This window comes from Streptomyces sp. NPDC019937 (genome assembly GCF_040631655.1).
GTDB lineage: Bacteria > Actinomycetota > Actinomycetes > Streptomycetales > Streptomycetaceae > Streptomyces.
Genome location: NZ_JBEYAL010000003.1, coordinates 281,015 through 295,534 on the forward strand (window position 1 = coordinate 281,015; position 14,520 = coordinate 295,534).

The following is a 14,520-nucleotide window of genomic DNA, read 5'->3' on the forward strand; positions in this document are numbered from 1 at the left end:
GCGTCTGCCAACGTGTCGTGGACGAGCCGCCGCGGCAGGGCAGTATTGCGCCCATGTCGAATCTCCGCTCGAACATCGTCACGTGGCTGAGCCGCAAGTACTTCACGAAGATTCAGAAGAACGGGTTCGATCTGTCCAAGATGTCGTTCCTTCCGGATGCCACGCTGGCACCGCTGAGGCGCGACGGACTCGACCCCGTGGCAGATATCGCCAAAACCAGGGCAAAGGAACCCATCAGCAAGATCTGGCTCCCTTTCGGGATCAACGGGTGGCTCGTCACCGGCTATGACGAGACCAAGGCGGTCCTCGGAAAGGCGAAGGGATTCAGCTCCGACTTCACCAACCTCGCCGAGAAGACCGTCGGCTTGGCCCAGCAGCAAAATCCCGGCGGCCTCGGCTTCAGCGATCCACCGACGCATACGAGACTGCGACGGCTACTGACGCCCGAATTCACCATGCGGCGGCTCAGCAGGCTCACCCCCCGCATCCACGACATCGTGGAGGAGCGGCTGGACGAGATGGCCGCGGCCGAGGGCCCGGTCGACCTGGTGGAGATGTTCGCGCTCCCCATTCCGGCCCTCGTCATCTGCGAACTGCTCGGCGTTCCGTACGAGGACCGCGATGACTTCCAGCGGCACAGCACGGCACGGTTCGATCTGTTCGGCGGCGCGAACGCGTCCTTCGGCGCCATGTCGGATTCGCTGACGTATCTGCACGGAATCGTCCGCAAGCAGCGCGAAGAACCGGGTGACGGACTGCTCGGCATGCTGGTGAAGGAACACGGCGACGAAATCGACGACCAGGAGCTGGCAGGGCTGGCCGACGGGGTCCTGACCGGCGGTCTGGAAACCACCGCGAGCATGCTGGCGCTGGGCACGCTCGTCCTGCTCCAGGCGCCGGAACAGTTCGCGGCGATGCGCGACCAGGAGGACGTCGTCGACCGTTTCGTGGATGAGCTGCTGCGCTATCTCTCCGTGGTCCAGGTGGCGTTCCCGCGGTTCGCGCGCGAGGACATGGAGATAGCGGGCACGAAGATATCCGCGGGCGACCTGGTGCTGTGCTCGCTGAGCGGAGCGAATCGCGACGACAAGCTGGGCCCGGACATGGAGCGGGTCGATCCGCACCGGCAGACGCCGTCTCACCTGGCCTTCGGCTACGGCATTCACCGCTGCATCGGCGCCGAACTGGCCAAGATGGAACTCCGGGCGGCCTACCCCGCGCTGGTCCGGCGATTCCCGGAAATGCGGCTGGCCATGGATGCCGACAAGCTCAAGTTCCGGAAGCTGTCCATCGTTTACGGCGTCGACGCGCTGCCGGTGACACTGCGCTAGCCGAGCGCTCGAAGAAAATCACGGGGAGGGGAGACACCGGGGAGGGGTGCGGGGGGACGGGGAGAGACGGGGGCGAGGGCGGGGGATCACGGGGTGGATACGGGGAGTTGGGGTACGGAGTCCGTCAGAAGCGCTCGGTGAGTTGCTCACGCCCGGCCGGCGGCTCGTACGAACCGGGCCGGAAATCGGTGATGGTCTGGATCCTGCCGTCGGGCGCGGCGGTGAAGAAGCTGATGCCGTGCGTCTCCTCCTCCTCGTCGCTGAACCGGACCCAGGAAACCGCCTGGGCGGCGTCGGCGACCACGCGCTCGACCTCCAGGCTCCACTCGCCGAGCCGCTCGGCGTTGAAGCGGACCACGCCGTCGCGGCCGACCACCCGCTCCCGGGTCTGTGGAAACTCGTAGCGGACGTCGTCGGCGAGGGTCGCACCGAACGCCCTCCAGTCCCTGGCCTGGGCCGTTGCCCAATATGTCTCCACGGTCGCGGCTATGTCGCGCATCGTCTCCCCTCCATCACGGACCGTCTGTCCATGCCCGCCGCGAACGTTATCCACAGGCGCGAGGGGACGCCAGCGCGGATGTCGGGGTGCGGCGCAGAATGGGGTCATGACTGAGAGCACGGAGTCCATGCCGGACTGGGAGAAGCGGTTTCGGGCACCGCGAGTGGGGTTGCCGGAGTGGGCGGAAGACGCCCCGGACCGGTCGCTGTTCGTCTCGAACGCCACGGGCACATACGAGCTGTACGCATGGGACCGCGCGACCGGCGCGCAGCGGCAGGTGACGGACCGGCCGAACGGGACGACGGACGGGGTGCTGACCCCGGACGGCCGGTGGATCTGGTGGTTCTCGGATACCGACGGCGATGAGTTCGGGGTGTGGCTGCGCCAGCCCTTCGAAGGTGGCGGGAGCGGCGACAGCGGCCCGGGCGGCGAGGGCGGCAAGCCGGGGGTGGACGAGCCCGCGGCGCCCGGTCTCGAACCCTCCTATCCGGCGGGTCTCGCGCTCGGCCGGGACGGCACGGCGGTCGTCGGCCGGTCCACGGACGAGGAGGGCTCGACGATCCATGTGGTGGCGCCGGGAGCCGAGCCCCGGGAGATCTACCGGCACCGGGAGTCTGCCGGGGTGGGCGACCTGTCGCACGACGGGACGCTGATCGCGGTCGAGCACACCGAGCACGGCGACGCCATGCACTCGGCGATCCGGGTCGTCCGGCTGGACGGTACGGCGGTCGCGGAGCTGGACGACACCAAGGGCGGCACCGAGGAGCTGGGCCTGGCCGTCATGGGCTTCGCGCCGGTCGCCGGGGACACCCGGCTGCTGGTCGGGCACCAGCGGCGGGGCCGGTGGGAGCCGATGGTGTGGGATCCGCTGACCGGGGTGGAGACGGCCCTGGCCATCGATCTGCCGGGCGATGTCGGCGCGGACTGGTTCCCCGACGGCTCGGCGCTGCTGGTCTCCCACGACCACCAGGCGCGCGGCGAGCTGTGGCGGTATGAGCTGGCCTCCGGGGAGCTGACCCGTGTCGAGACCCCGGCCGGGACGATCGCGGGCGCCTCCGCGCGGCCGGACAGCTCGATCGAGTTCCTGTGGTCCTCCGCCGAGCAGCCGCCGCAGGTGCGGTCGACGAGCGGGCGGACCGTGCTCGACCCGCCGGGGCTCAAGGCCCCCAAGTCGGTGCCGGTCACCGACGCCTGGGTTGAAGGGCCGGGCGGGCGGGTGCACGCCCTGGTGCAGAAGCCCGAGGGGGAGGGCCCCTTCCCCACCGTCTTCGACATCCACGGCGGGCCGACCTGGCACGACAGCGACGCCTTCGCGGCGGGCCCGGCGGCCTGGGTCGACCACGGTTTCGCCGTCGTCCGCGTCAACTACCGCGGCTCGACCGGGTACGGGCGGGCCTGGACGGACGCGCTCAAGCACCGGGTCGGGCTGATCGAGCTGGAGGACATCGCGGCGGTCCGGGAGTGGGCGGTGGCCTCGGGGCTGGCCGACCCCGAGCGGCTGGTGCTGTCCGGCGGCTCGTGGGGCGGCTATCTGACGCTCCTGGGCCTGGGCGTCCAGCCCGAGGCCTGGGCGCTGGGCCTGGCCGCGGTCCCGGTCGCGGACTATGTGACGGCCTACCACGACGAGATGGAGGCCCTGAAGGCGATGGACCGCACGCTCCTCGGGGGCACCCCGGAGGAGGTGCCGGAGCGGTTCGAGGCGTCCTCCCCGCTGACCTACGTGGATCGGGTGCGGGCGCCGGTCTACATCTCGGCCGGGGTGAACGATCCGCGCTGTCCGATACGGCAGATCGACAACTATGTGGAGCGGCTGCAGCAGCGCGGCGCCCCGCACGAGGTGTACCGCTACGACGCGGGGCACGGCTCGCTCGTGGTCGAGGAGCGGATCAAGCAGTTGCGCTTGGAGATCGATTTCGCTCAGCGTCATCTGGGGCGGGGTCCGGCCGCGGGCCGGGCGCAGGAGCCGCAGGCTCGTCCGGAGTGATGCCCAGCGCAAGGTCGCGGGCGGCCTCGACCTCGCGCCGGTAGAGCCGGAACCACATGAAGACCACGAAGCCCGCGAAGACGAACCACTCACCGGTGTAGCCGAGGTTCTGGAACGCCTTGAGGTCCAGCCCGGTGCCCTCCGCAACGACGGGGGGCACCGGCCGCAGGGCCCCGGGCGCCTGGGAGGAGGTGATCCACGCGTCGTACACCGTGTACGGCACCAGATTGACCAGCGAGGCGTCGCTGATCATGCCCAGCTGACCGCGCGGCAGCGCGCCGCTCGCGGTCACCCCGCCGCTGCCCTCGTGCTCGGTCGCCTGCAGCGCTCCGGTGACCGTCACCCGGCCGGACGGCGGCGCGGGCACCTTGGCGGTGTCGGCCTTGGAGGAGGCGTCCCCGGGCAGCCAGCCGCGGACCACGGGCAGCGCCTTGCCCCCGTCGGTGCGCAGCAGCGTCAGTACATAGAAGCCGGTACGGTCGCCGAGCCGCCGGTCGGGAACGAGGAGTTGGTGTTCGGTGTCATACCGGCCGCTGGCGGTCGCCCGCCGCCCGGAGGTCTCCGTGGTGACCGGAAGCAGGTCGCGCAGCGGCTTCGCCGCGGCCTTCTCGGCGACGGACGCGTCGTCCTGCTGCTGCTTGTGCGTGTCGATGCGCGTCTCGAAGCGGCTGAGCTGCCAGCTGCCCATGAAGAGGCAGAACGGGATCGCCACCACGGTGAACACGTTGATCACCCACCAGCGGGGTGTCAGCAGAAACCGATGCACACCCCCACGGTACGGGCCCCACGGCGGGCCCCCGGCGGCGGGCCCCGGGATCAGGCCGCCGGGAGGGCCCGAACAGGCGCCGGGCCGGGCGCCGGGCCGGGCGCCGGCACCGGAGCCGGGGCGGCGCCGGGGACAGGACCCGGGAGAAAGCTCACGACGAGGCTCAGGAGGAGGCTCAGGAGGGGGTCCGGGAGGAGGTTCAGGAGGAGGCCAGCAGGCCGGTGCCGTAGACCGTCCCCGCGCAGGCACCGCTCAGGGTCACGCTGCCGACCGCGGGCTCGCCAGCCTCCGGCGTATAGCTGACCTGGACACTCGCGGCCGGCTGCTCGCCACCGCCGCCGCCCGGGGAACCGCTCGGGTCACCCGAGCCGGGCTGGTCCGACGGGCCGTCGGCGGCATTGGGAGAGGGGTTGGCGGTCGGCGTACCGTCGCCGGAGCTGGGGCATCCGCTGAGGCCGCCGCCCGACGCCGGTATCCATGCGAACCGGACCTCGTACGCCTGGCCCGGCTGAAGGATCAGCGAGCCCGGCTCGGTGGCCGGGTCGGGCAGGCCACTGGCCGCGTCACCCGTCGTGTGGTCGACGTAGAAGACCTTCGCGGGGTCCGCTCCGCCCTGCGCGGCCACGCCGAAGGTGCCGCCGCCCTCGACCACGCAGGCCTGACGGGACGTGTTCACCACGCGGAACGAGCCATAGATCCGGCCCTCGGCGTCGGCCGCTCCGGCCGATCCGCCGCTGCCGCCGAGCTGGGTGCGGGAGCAGGTGGGCGAGGTGGCGTTCAGCGTGCTGGAGGGGTCGGGGGCGGTGCCGCCCGAAACGCCGTCCGGGGCGCCCTTGGACGGCTTGTCCTTGCCCTTCTCGCCGCCCTTGTCCTTGTCGCCGTGGGGATCCGTCCGGGCACTGTCGGAGGGCCCGTCGGGGTCCTTGCCGCCGCTGCCCTCGCCGTGCTCGCCGCTGTCGCCCTCCTGGGGGGTGCGGTGGCTGCTGGCCGCGTTGGCCGGGCGGTCGGTCGAGGTGTTGCCGGAGGACGTGACGTGCACCAGGGCGGGCAGCGCGGCGCCGCCGAGCACCACCGCCGCCACGGCCCCGACCAGGGCCTGGCGCCGCCGCGCCCGACGAGCGGGCACGGCGCGCCGCAGCTGCTCCAGGGAGTGCGGGGGCGGCTCCAGGTCGTCCACCGCGTGGTGCAGCATCCGCCGTAGCGCCTGCTCGTCCATGTCACGCGCGCCGCTTACGTCACGCGCGCCGCTCACGTCACGCGCGCCGCTCACGTCACCGGCATCGCCCGAACCGGCTCCGTCAGGGCCCGCGCTGTCAGGGCCCGCGCTGTCAGGGCCCGCTCCGTCGGAAGTGGACCGCGACGGCTGGCGGTCGGCCTTCCGGTCGGGGTCCTTCGGGCCCGGTGTGTCGTTCTCGTGGTTCATGCGGGGGCCTCCATGGCGACACGGAGCGCCGCGATGCCGCGCGAGCCGTACGCCTTGACCGAGCCGAGCGATATGCCCAGCGTCTCGGCCACTTGGGCCTCGGTCATGTCGGCGAAGTAGCGGAGCACCAGGACCTCGCGCTGGCGGCGCTGCAGTCCCTTCATCGCCTTGATCAATTGGTCGCGCTCCAGCTGGTCGTACGCGCCTTCTTCGGCACTGGCCATGTCCGGCATGGGCTTGGAGAGCAGCTTCAGACCGAGGATGCGCCGGCGCAGCGCGGAGCGGGAGAGGTTGACGACCGTCTGCCGCAGATAGGCGAGGGTCTTCTCCGGGTCGCGGACTCTTCGGCGGGCCGAGTGCACGCGGATGAACGCCTCCTGCACCACGTCCTCGCAGGACGCGGTGTCGTCGAGGAGGAGTGCGGCGAGGCCGAGCAGCGACCGGTAGTGGGCGCGGTAGGTCTCGGTGAGGTGATCGACTGTGGTCCCCGCTGCCATCGCGTCGTCAGTGTCCTCGCGCCCTGTCGCGAGGGGCGCGGGGCGCGCGGCTGACCATGGCGCGATCACCGGCATACCGCCTGCCGCGCGCGGACGCGGGGGCCGCACTGCCGCGCCGCCGCGCCCTGGAACCGTTGCGATGCCGAATACCTCTGCCACGTCTGTTGGACACGCTTGCCCCTGTCAGGGTTGTACGCGCGAGGCACCGCTTTTGACGCCGCACCAGATCCCCCCATGCGCCCCAACTCTCCCCAATGCCCAGTTTTCACAGCGCCCACGGGTGGGCGACCAGAAAGACGCTCCCCGCTCGCTGTCGGTTGCAGCAAGCGGGGAGCGGTTCGTCGAACAGGTCCTCGACTCGGATCAACTGGTCCAGGCCATTGACCAGATCACAGGATATTCACATTATCCGGGGCGTGCACCCCGTGCGGGGCGCTCTATCGGTGCACCAGCCGTGCGGCCGCACCAAGCGTGCGGCCGCGCCGGCTGCGCGGCCCTACGCGGCGGTCAGTTCCGCCGCGATGACCTCCCCGATCTGCGCGGTGTTGAGGGCCGCGCCCTTGCGGAGGTTGTCGCCGCATACGAAGAGTTCGAGCGCCCTCGGGTCGTCCAGCGAGCGCCGCACCCGGCCGACCCACGTCGGATCGGTGCCCACGACATCGGCGGGCGTCGGGAACTCGCCCTCCGCCGGGTTGTCGCACAGCACCACACCCGGCGCACCGGCCAGGATCTCGTGCGCCGCCTCCACCGTCACCTCGTTCTCGAACCGCGCGTGCACGGCCAGCGAGTGCGTGGTGATCACGGGCACGCGCACACAGGTCGCGGTGACCCGCAGGTCCGGCAGCCCCAGGATCTTGCGGGACTCGTTCCGTACCTTCAGCTCCTCCGAGGACCAGCCGTCCTCCTTGAGCGAGCCCGCGAACGGCACCACGTTGAGCGCCATCGGCGCCGGGAACGGCCCGGTCTCGCCGACCGCCCGCCGTACGTCGCCCGGGTGCGTGCCCAGCTCCGTACCGGCCACCAGCGCGATCTGCTCGCGCAGCGCGTCGATGCCCTCCTTGCCCGCGCCGGAGACAGCCTGGTACGAGGAGACGATCAGCTCGCTCAGCCCGAACTCGGCGTGCAGCGCGCCCATCGCGACGATCATCGACAGCGTGGTGCAGTTCGGGTTGGCGATGATGCCGCGCGGCCGGACGCGCGCCGCGTGGGCGTTCACCTCGGGCACGACCAGCGGCACATCCGGGTCCATCCGGAAGGCGCCGGAGTTGTCCACGACGACCGCGCCCTTGCTCGCCGCGATCGGCGCCCACCGGGCCGAGACCTCGTCGGGGACGTCGAACATCGCGACGTCGACGCCCTCGAACGCGTCCTCGCCCAGCGCGACGACCTCCACCTGCTCGCCCCGGACGGTCAGTTTCCGGCCGGCCGAGCGCGGAGAGGCGATCAGCCGGATCTCGCCCCAGACGTCGGCCCGCTCGGACAGGATCGAGAGCATGACGGTGCCGACGGCACCGGTCGCACCGACGACGGCGAGCGTCGGCTTCCGGCCACCGGCACCGCCGGCCCGGGTCATCGGCCGGTCCCTCCGTACACGACCGCCTCGACGCTGTCGCTGTCCAGCCCGAACGCGCTGTGCACGGCGCGGACCGCGTCCTTCACCTCGTCGGCCCGGGTGACGACGGAGATGCGGATCTCGGAGGTCGAGATCAGCTCGATGTTGACCCCGGCGTTCGACAGCGCCTCGAAGAAGGTCGCGGTCACGCCCGGGTTCGTCCGCATTCCGGCGCCGACCAGCGAGATCTTGGCGATCTGGTCGTCGTAGCGCAGCGAGTCGAAGCCGATCTGCGGCTTCGCCTTGGTCAGCGCCTCCATCGCCCGGTGGCCGTCCGTCTTGGGCAGCGTGACGGAGATGTCGGTCAGCCCGGTCGACGCGGCGGAGACGTTCTGCACCACCATGTCGATGTTGATCTCGGCGTCCGAGATCGTGCGGAAGATGGCCGCGGCCTCACCCGGCTTGTCCGGCACCCCGACAACCGTGACCTTGGCCTCGGACGTGTCGTGTGCGACCCCGGAGATGATCGCCTGCTCCATGCCTTCTTCTCCTTCTCCCGCTTCCTGCCGATTGCGCACCCAGGTGCCCTGATGGCCGGAGAACGACGACCGTACGTGAATGGGGATGTTGTACCGGCGCGCGTACTCCACGCAGCGCAGATGCAGCACCTTGGAGCCGCTCGCGGCCAGCTCCAGCATGTCCTCGTACGGGATTTCGTTGATCTTGCGAGCCTTCTTCACCACGCGCGGGTCGGCGGTGAACACGCCGTCCACGTCGGTGTAGATCTCGCAGACCTCGGCGTCCAGGGCCGCCGCCAGGGCCACCGCGGTGGTGTCCGAGCCGCCCCGGCCGAGGGTGGTGATGTCCTTGCTCTCCTGGGACACGCCCTGGAAGCCCGCGACGATCGCGACCGCGCCCAGCTCGAGCGCGTCGCGGATGCGCCCCGGCGTGACATCGATGATCCGCGCTTTGTTGTGGACCGCGTCGGTGATGACTCCCGCCTGGCTGCCGGTGAACGACAGCGCCTCGTGACCGAGGTCTTTGATCGCCATGGCCAGCAACGCCATGGAGATTCGCTCTCCCGCGGTCAGCAGCATGTCGAACTCGCGCCCAGTAGGAATCGGGGATACCTGCTCGGCGAGATCGATCAGCTCGTCCGTCGTGTCGCCCATCGCGGAAACCACGACGACCACCTGGTGGCCGTTCTTCTTGGCTTCGACGATTCGCTTGGCGACCCGCTTGATGCCCTCGGCATCGGCAACGGAGGAGCCTCCGTACTTCTGCACGACAAGGCCCACGTGCGCTCCTCGCAGATCTCAATATTGCGGTCGGCTCAGTTTAGCGAGCGGCCGGAAAGCGCCCTCCCGATATCAGATAGCGAGACACACGCCTCATCAATCTGACCAGGACGGACCAGACGGACCCGGGCGGACCAGGCGGATCATGCGGCACAACATCCCCGTACCGCGGATACTCCCGGCATCCCGTACCACTCGTTCAGCGACGAACCCTGCCCGCTTCCGGGCGAAGCACACGGGAACGTAACCCAGCTCACAGGGCGCACGGGCGCCCTCCGGGCCCCCGGGTGGGCTCTCAGGGGCGCAGGGAGCGCAGCCCCAGCGGCTCCGCGATCTCCGCCGCCATGACCCGGCCGGCCTCCTCCGCCAGCGCCTCGTCCCCGCCCGCCTCACTGTCCGTATCCAGCCCGTCCAGCTCGTCCAGCGGGCTGTCCAGCCGCACGTGCGCGACGAGCGACTGGAGCGCGCGCAGGGCGGCGGAGGTGGTCGTACCCCAGTTGGAGAGGTACGAGAACTGCCACCACCACATCGCCTCGTTGATCCGGCCGTCGCGGTAGTGCGCCATGCCGTGCCGCAGGTCCGTGATGATCAGCGCGAGATCGTCGGAGATGCGGCAGGGGACGGGCTCACTGCGCGGTACGTACGGGTCGAACACCTCCGAGTAGACGTCCACCGGCTCCAGCAGCCGGGCGAACCGCTCGCGCAGCTCGTCGACGTCCGGCTCCGGGCCTGCGTCCGGCTCGTACCGCTCGTCCGGTACGAAGTCCTCGTGCGCGCCGAGCCGCCCGCCGGCGAGGATCAGCTGGGAGAGCTCGAGCAGCAGGAACGGCACGGCGCTGTCCGGTTCGTCGCCCTTCGCGACCTCGGTGACCGCGACGATGAAACTCTCGATCTGATCGGCGATCTGGACCGCGAAGTCGTCCGGGTCCGGGTGGGCGTCGTGCAACGTTGCGTCAGACATCGAGAAGTCTTCTCCCTTCGAAGGCACGACCCAGCGTGACCTCGTCGGCATACTCCAGGTCTCCCCCGACGGGAAGACCGCTGGCCAAGCGCGTGACCTTCAAACCCATCGGCTTGATCATGCGCGCGAGGTACGTGGCGGTGGCTTCACCCTCCAGATTCGGATCGGTGGCCAGGATCAGCTCCGTGACCGTACCGTCCGCGAGGCGGGCCAGCAGCTCCCTGATCCGCAGATCGTCCGGACCCACGCCCTCGATGGGGCTGATCGCCCCGCCGAGCACGTGATAGCGGCCGCGGAACTCGCGGGTCCGCTCGATCGCGACAACGTCCTTCGGCTCCTCGACCACACAGATGACCGCGGGGTCACGGCGCGGGTCCTGGCAGACCCGGCACTGCTCGGCCTCGGCGACGTTCCCGCACACCGCGCAGAACCGCACCTTCTCCTTCACCTCGGTCAGCGCGTGAGCGAGGCGGCGGACGTCGGTGGGCTCGGACTGGAGGATGTGGAAGGCGATCCGCTGCGCGCTCTTCGGACCGACGCCGGGCAGCCTGCCCAACTCGTCGATGAGGTCCTGGACCACGCCCTCGTACACGCCTGCATCCAATCTCGCGCCGCCGCGCGGTGGCTGTACTTCATATGAATATTCGGTTGCGCCGGTCGAAACGGGGCACAGGGCCCGTCGAACCGTCCCGTCCGGCCCGGTCACCCGGCCCAGGCATCGGACCGGATACGGACCGTGGGCCTCAGGCCTTCGGCCCCAGACCCACGCCCCAGCACCTTCATCCCGGGCCGTCTGCTCGAACCTCCGGCTCGGACCGTCAGCCCCAGGCTTTCACTCTCAGGCCTTCAGTCTCAGGCTTTCGGCCTCAGAAAGGCAGACCCGGCATCCCACCAAGTCCCTGCGCCAGCGGGCCGAGCTTCGTCTGCTGCAGCTCCTGCGCCACGTGGTTCGCGTCGCGGACGGCCGCGACGACGAGGTCCGCGAGGGTCTCGGTGTCCTCCGGATCCACCGCCTTGGGATCGATCACCAGACCCTGCAGCTCACCGGCACCGGTCACGGTCGCCTTCACCAGCCCGCCGCCCGAGGACCCCTCGACAGGGGTACGGGCCAGCTCCTCCTGGGCCGCGGCGAGGTCCTGCTGCATCTTCTGCGCCTGCTGCAGCAACTGCTGCATGTCAGGCTGGCCACCACCGGGAATCACGAGTTCGCTCCTGGCTGTCGACTGCGGTTCTCTTCGATAGCCCGAGCCTACGTGCTCCCACGGCGCCTTGCCCTACGCCGTATGGAGGAGACCGCGGCGCCCGCGACCGGGTCCGCCCCGCGCCACCTCTGCGCCGCGTGGCCTACTCGTTCGCGATCTCCTCGATGACCGTGGCGCCCAGCTCGCGCACGATCAGGTCGTGCCCGCTCAGCGCGGTCTCGTCCAGATCCGGGTCGTCCTCGGCCGGCATGTCGTCCTCCGGCGAGATCGGCGGAGGCTCGGGCTCCCGGTACGCGGACGCCTCGGCGGGCGGCCCCGCGTCGGCGGGCGCGGGAGCCGGGGCCGGGGCCGACGGCGCGGCGGGGGCGGAGGGGGGCGCGGGGGCGGGCTGCCGTGGCGGGGCGGGCTGACCGCCGCCTCCCCCGAAGCCGCCGCCCGCGTTTCCGCCACCGCCTCCGCCGAAGCTCCCGCCGCCTCCGCCGCCGAAGCCCCCACCGTTTCCGCCGCCGAAGCCGCCGGGACCGCCGCCGGACGTTCCGGGTCCGGGCCCGCCGGGGCCGGGTCCTCCCTGCCCACCGGAGGTATCGACGATCGCCTCGATGCGCCACTGCACACCGATCGCGTCGTTGAGGGCCTGCCGCAGGATGTCCTCGCTGCCGCCGTTGGCGAAGCTGTCGCGGGCGCCCGCGTTGGGGAACCCGATCTGGAGGGTGGTGCCGTCGAAGCCGGAGACCGTCGCGTTCTGGCTCAGCAAGATCCAGGTGAAGCGGCGGCGGTTCTTGACCGCCTCCAGGATGTCCGGCCACATCTGCCGCACCTGCATGGCGCCCTGCGCCATGCCCGGAGTCGGCTGAGGCTGACCGGGCCCCCCGGCGGGACGCCCCTGCCCGGCCGACGGCCCAGCCTCCGGCGCAGGTGCGGCCGCGGGCGCGGAAGCTCCCGACCCGGGCGCGGAGGCCGTGGGCCAGGCCCCCGGCCGCTGTCCCCCGCCCGCCGCCGCGGGCGCACCGCCGGGCTGCTGCCCCCCGCCGCCCGCTCCGGGCTGCGTGCTCGTGGGCCAGGCACCGGGCCGCTGGCCGCCGCCCGGCGCCGCCTGCCCGGCCGCACCGCCGCCTCCGCCCGCCGAAGGCCAGGCGCCGGGCCGCCGCGCACCACTGTCCGTACCGCCGCTGTCCGCGCCACCGGCGCCCGGACCGCCGCTGTCACCGGCCGGTCCGCCGCCCGGGGCGGGCGGCGCGCCCTCACCGGAAGCGTCGTACCCAGGCGCCGGACCGCCGCCACCGCCGCCGGCGGGCGGCCCACCGGCCGTCTCGTCCTGCCCCCCAGGCGCCCCAGGCGCACCCGCGCCCGGCCCTCGGCCTCCGGCCATCGCGGCGCGGGCGGCCGCCGGGCCGGAGGGCCCGGCCGGGGCGTGGGCCTCGGGCCCCGGTACGTACCCCGCGGCGGGCCCGGGCGCAGGACCGCCACCACCACCGACGACGCCACCGCCCAGGCCACCCGCCAGGGCACCCCGCTCCAGCCGCTCCAGCCGCGACTGGACGGACCGCTCGTCATCGAAGGCGGCGGGCAGCAGCACCCGCGCACAGATCAGCTCCAGCTGCAGCCGCGGCGAGGTGGCGCCGCGCATCTCCGTCAGCCCCTGGTTGACGAGGTCGGCCGCCCGACTCAGCTCGGCCCCGCCGAAGACCGACGCCTGCGCCTGCATCCGCTCCACCACATCGGCGGGGGCGTCGATGAGCCCCTTGTCCGCCGCGTCCGGCACGGCGGCGAGGATCACCAGGTCGCGCAGCCGCTCCAGCAGGTCGGCGACGAAACGCCGCGGGTCGTTGCCGCCCTCGATCACCCGGTTCACGACCTCGAAGGCCGCCGCGCCGTCGGTCGCCGCGAACGCGTCCACGATCGCGTCGAGCAGCGAGCCGTCCGTATAACCGAGCAGCGACGTGGCCATGGCGTACGTCACGCCGTCCTCGGTCGCGCCCGCGAGCAGCTGGTCCATGACCGACATCGAGTCCCGGACGGACCCGGCGCCCGCCCGCACCACCAGCGGCAGCACCCCGTCCTCGACGGGAATGTCCTCGCGCCCGCAGACCTCGCCCAGATAGTCGCGGAGCGTCCCCGGGGGCACCAGCCGGAACGGATAGTGGTGCGTACGCGACCGGATGGTGCCGATGACCTTCTCCGGCTCGGTGGTCGCGAAGATGAACTTCAGATGCTCCGGCGGCTCCTCGACCACCTTCAGCAGGGCGTTGAACCCCGCCGAGGTGACCATGTGGGCCTCGTCGATGATGTAGATCTTGTAACGGCTCGACGCCGGCCCGAAGAACGCCTTCTCCCTCAGCTCCCGCGCGTCGTCCACACCACCGTGCGAGGCGGCGTCGATCTCGATCACATCGATCGACCCGGGCCCGTTCCGCGCGAGGTCCTGGCAGGACTGGCACTCCCCGCACGGCGCCGGGGTGGGGCCCTTCTCACAGTTCAGGCAGCGGGCCAGGATGCGCGCACTGGTCGTCTTGCCACAGCCGCGCGGACCGCTGAACAGATACGCGTGGTTGACCCGGTTGTTGCGCAGCGCCTGCTGCAGCGGATCGGTGACATGCTCCTGCCCGATGACCTCCGCGAAGGTCTCGGGGCGGTAGCGGCGGTACAGCGCGAGGGACGACACGCTTACGACGATATCGGGGCCCACCGACATCCGGACGCCGCCCGGGGCCCGACCTCCGGAACGCCCTCACAACGCAAGGGCCCCCCACGCACCCGCCAGAGCCCACTTACCCTTGCTGCCTTCCGGCCCTGGGGGAGTTCGGTGAGATAGCGCCACGTGAGGGGCTGGCCCCCACCCTAGCGGATAGACCGGGGTGGGAACGAGTTCGCGAGCACTCCCGATCGTCTTGTAGAGTCTCCAGCGGAGGATTCGCCTAGAGGCCTAGGGCGCACGCTTGGAAAGCGTGTTGGGGGCAACCCCTCACGAGTTCGAATCTCGTATCCTCCGCCATTGCTCTCACCGGGC

Annotated in this window: 12 protein-coding genes, 1 tRNA gene and 1 other RNA gene; 3 read left to right on the top strand and 11 right to left on the bottom strand. The window is 71.4% G+C overall.

From position 1 onward, the window contains the following. Positions 1–53: 53 nt before the first annotated feature. The gene (locus ABZ562_RS04560; protein ID WP_361474049.1) at positions 54–1,331 is read left to right on the top strand and encodes a cytochrome P450; all 1,278 of its coding nucleotides are present in this window, start codon (positions 54–56) and stop codon (positions 1,329–1,331) included. A 124-nt stretch (positions 1,332–1,455) separates the two neighbouring features. Here ABZ562_RS04560 and ABZ562_RS04565 read toward each other — a convergent pair whose 3' ends face one another. Next, on the bottom strand, positions 1,456–1,830 hold the full coding sequence (locus ABZ562_RS04565; RefSeq protein WP_361473918.1) for a nuclear transport factor 2 family protein: 375 nt from the start codon (positions 1,828–1,830) through the stop codon (positions 1,456–1,458). Positions 1,831–1,957: 127 nt separating this feature from the next. Here ABZ562_RS04565 and ABZ562_RS04570 point away from each other — a divergent pair, with 127 nt between their 5' ends. Beyond that, on the top strand, positions 1,958–3,814 hold the full coding sequence (locus ABZ562_RS04570; RefSeq protein WP_361474052.1) for a prolyl oligopeptidase family serine peptidase: 1,857 nt from the start codon (positions 1,958–1,960) through the stop codon (positions 3,812–3,814). On the opposite strand, the gene ABZ562_RS04575 is transcribed toward ABZ562_RS04570, so the two are convergent. The 10 genes from ABZ562_RS04575 to ffs form a co-directional block, all read right to left on the bottom strand. Continuing rightward, positions 3,717–4,580: an SURF1 family protein gene (locus ABZ562_RS04575; RefSeq protein ID WP_361473921.1), complete on the bottom strand. Its 864-nt coding sequence runs from the start codon at positions 4,578–4,580 to the stop codon at positions 3,717–3,719. The genes ABZ562_RS04570 and ABZ562_RS04575 overlap by 98 nt on opposite strands. Positions 4,581–4,779: 199 nt before the next feature. After that, positions 4,780–5,796: a hypothetical protein gene (locus tag ABZ562_RS04580; protein ID WP_361473924.1), complete on the bottom strand. Its 1,017-nt coding sequence runs from the start codon at positions 5,794–5,796 to the stop codon at positions 4,780–4,782. Between the two features lie 203 nt (positions 5,797–5,999). Next, positions 6,000–6,575 (bottom strand): SigE family RNA polymerase sigma factor, encoded by a 576-nt coding sequence (locus ABZ562_RS04585; protein WP_055546260.1) that lies wholly within the window; start codon positions 6,573–6,575, stop codon positions 6,000–6,002. 421 nt (positions 6,576–6,996) lie between these two features. Then, positions 6,997–8,073 (bottom strand): aspartate-semialdehyde dehydrogenase, encoded by a 1,077-nt coding sequence (locus tag ABZ562_RS04590; RefSeq protein ID WP_361473927.1) that lies wholly within the window; start codon positions 8,071–8,073, stop codon positions 6,997–6,999. Beyond that, positions 8,070–9,350 (bottom strand): aspartate kinase, encoded by a 1,281-nt coding sequence (locus ABZ562_RS04595; protein ID WP_055546256.1) that lies wholly within the window; start codon positions 9,348–9,350, stop codon positions 8,070–8,072. The genes ABZ562_RS04590 and ABZ562_RS04595 overlap by 4 nt, the downstream gene beginning before the upstream one ends. 295 nt (positions 9,351–9,645) lie before the next feature. Further along, positions 9,646–10,311 carry a DUF5063 domain-containing protein gene (locus ABZ562_RS04600; protein ID WP_361473931.1) on the bottom strand — a complete coding sequence of 222 codons (666 nt, stop codon included), beginning with the start codon at positions 10,309–10,311 and terminating at the stop codon, positions 9,646–9,648. Further along, a complete protein-coding gene (gene recR, locus ABZ562_RS04605) occupies positions 10,304–10,903 on the bottom strand; it encodes a recombination mediator RecR (RefSeq protein WP_009716708.1) in 600 nt (199 codons plus the stop codon). The genes ABZ562_RS04600 and recR overlap by 8 nt, the downstream gene beginning before the upstream one ends. Before the next feature lie 274 nt (positions 10,904–11,177). Then, positions 11,178–11,513: a YbaB/EbfC family nucleoid-associated protein gene (locus ABZ562_RS04610; RefSeq protein ID WP_009716707.1), complete on the bottom strand. Its 336-nt coding sequence runs from the start codon at positions 11,511–11,513 to the stop codon at positions 11,178–11,180. A gap of 142 nt (positions 11,514–11,655) precedes the next feature. Beyond that, the gene (locus ABZ562_RS04615) at positions 11,656–14,175 is read right to left on the bottom strand and encodes a DNA polymerase III subunit gamma and tau (protein ID WP_361473936.1); all 2,520 of its coding nucleotides are present in this window, start codon (positions 14,173–14,175) and stop codon (positions 11,656–11,658) included. A gap of 72 nt (positions 14,176–14,247) precedes the next feature. After that, an RNA gene (ffs, locus tag ABZ562_RS04620) (signal recognition particle sRNA small type) lies at positions 14,248–14,344 on the bottom strand. A gap of 73 nt (positions 14,345–14,417) precedes the next feature. Here ffs and ABZ562_RS04625 point away from each other — a divergent pair. After that, positions 14,418–14,505, top strand: a tRNA-Ser gene (locus ABZ562_RS04625). Positions 14,506–14,520 lie beyond the last annotated feature (15 nt).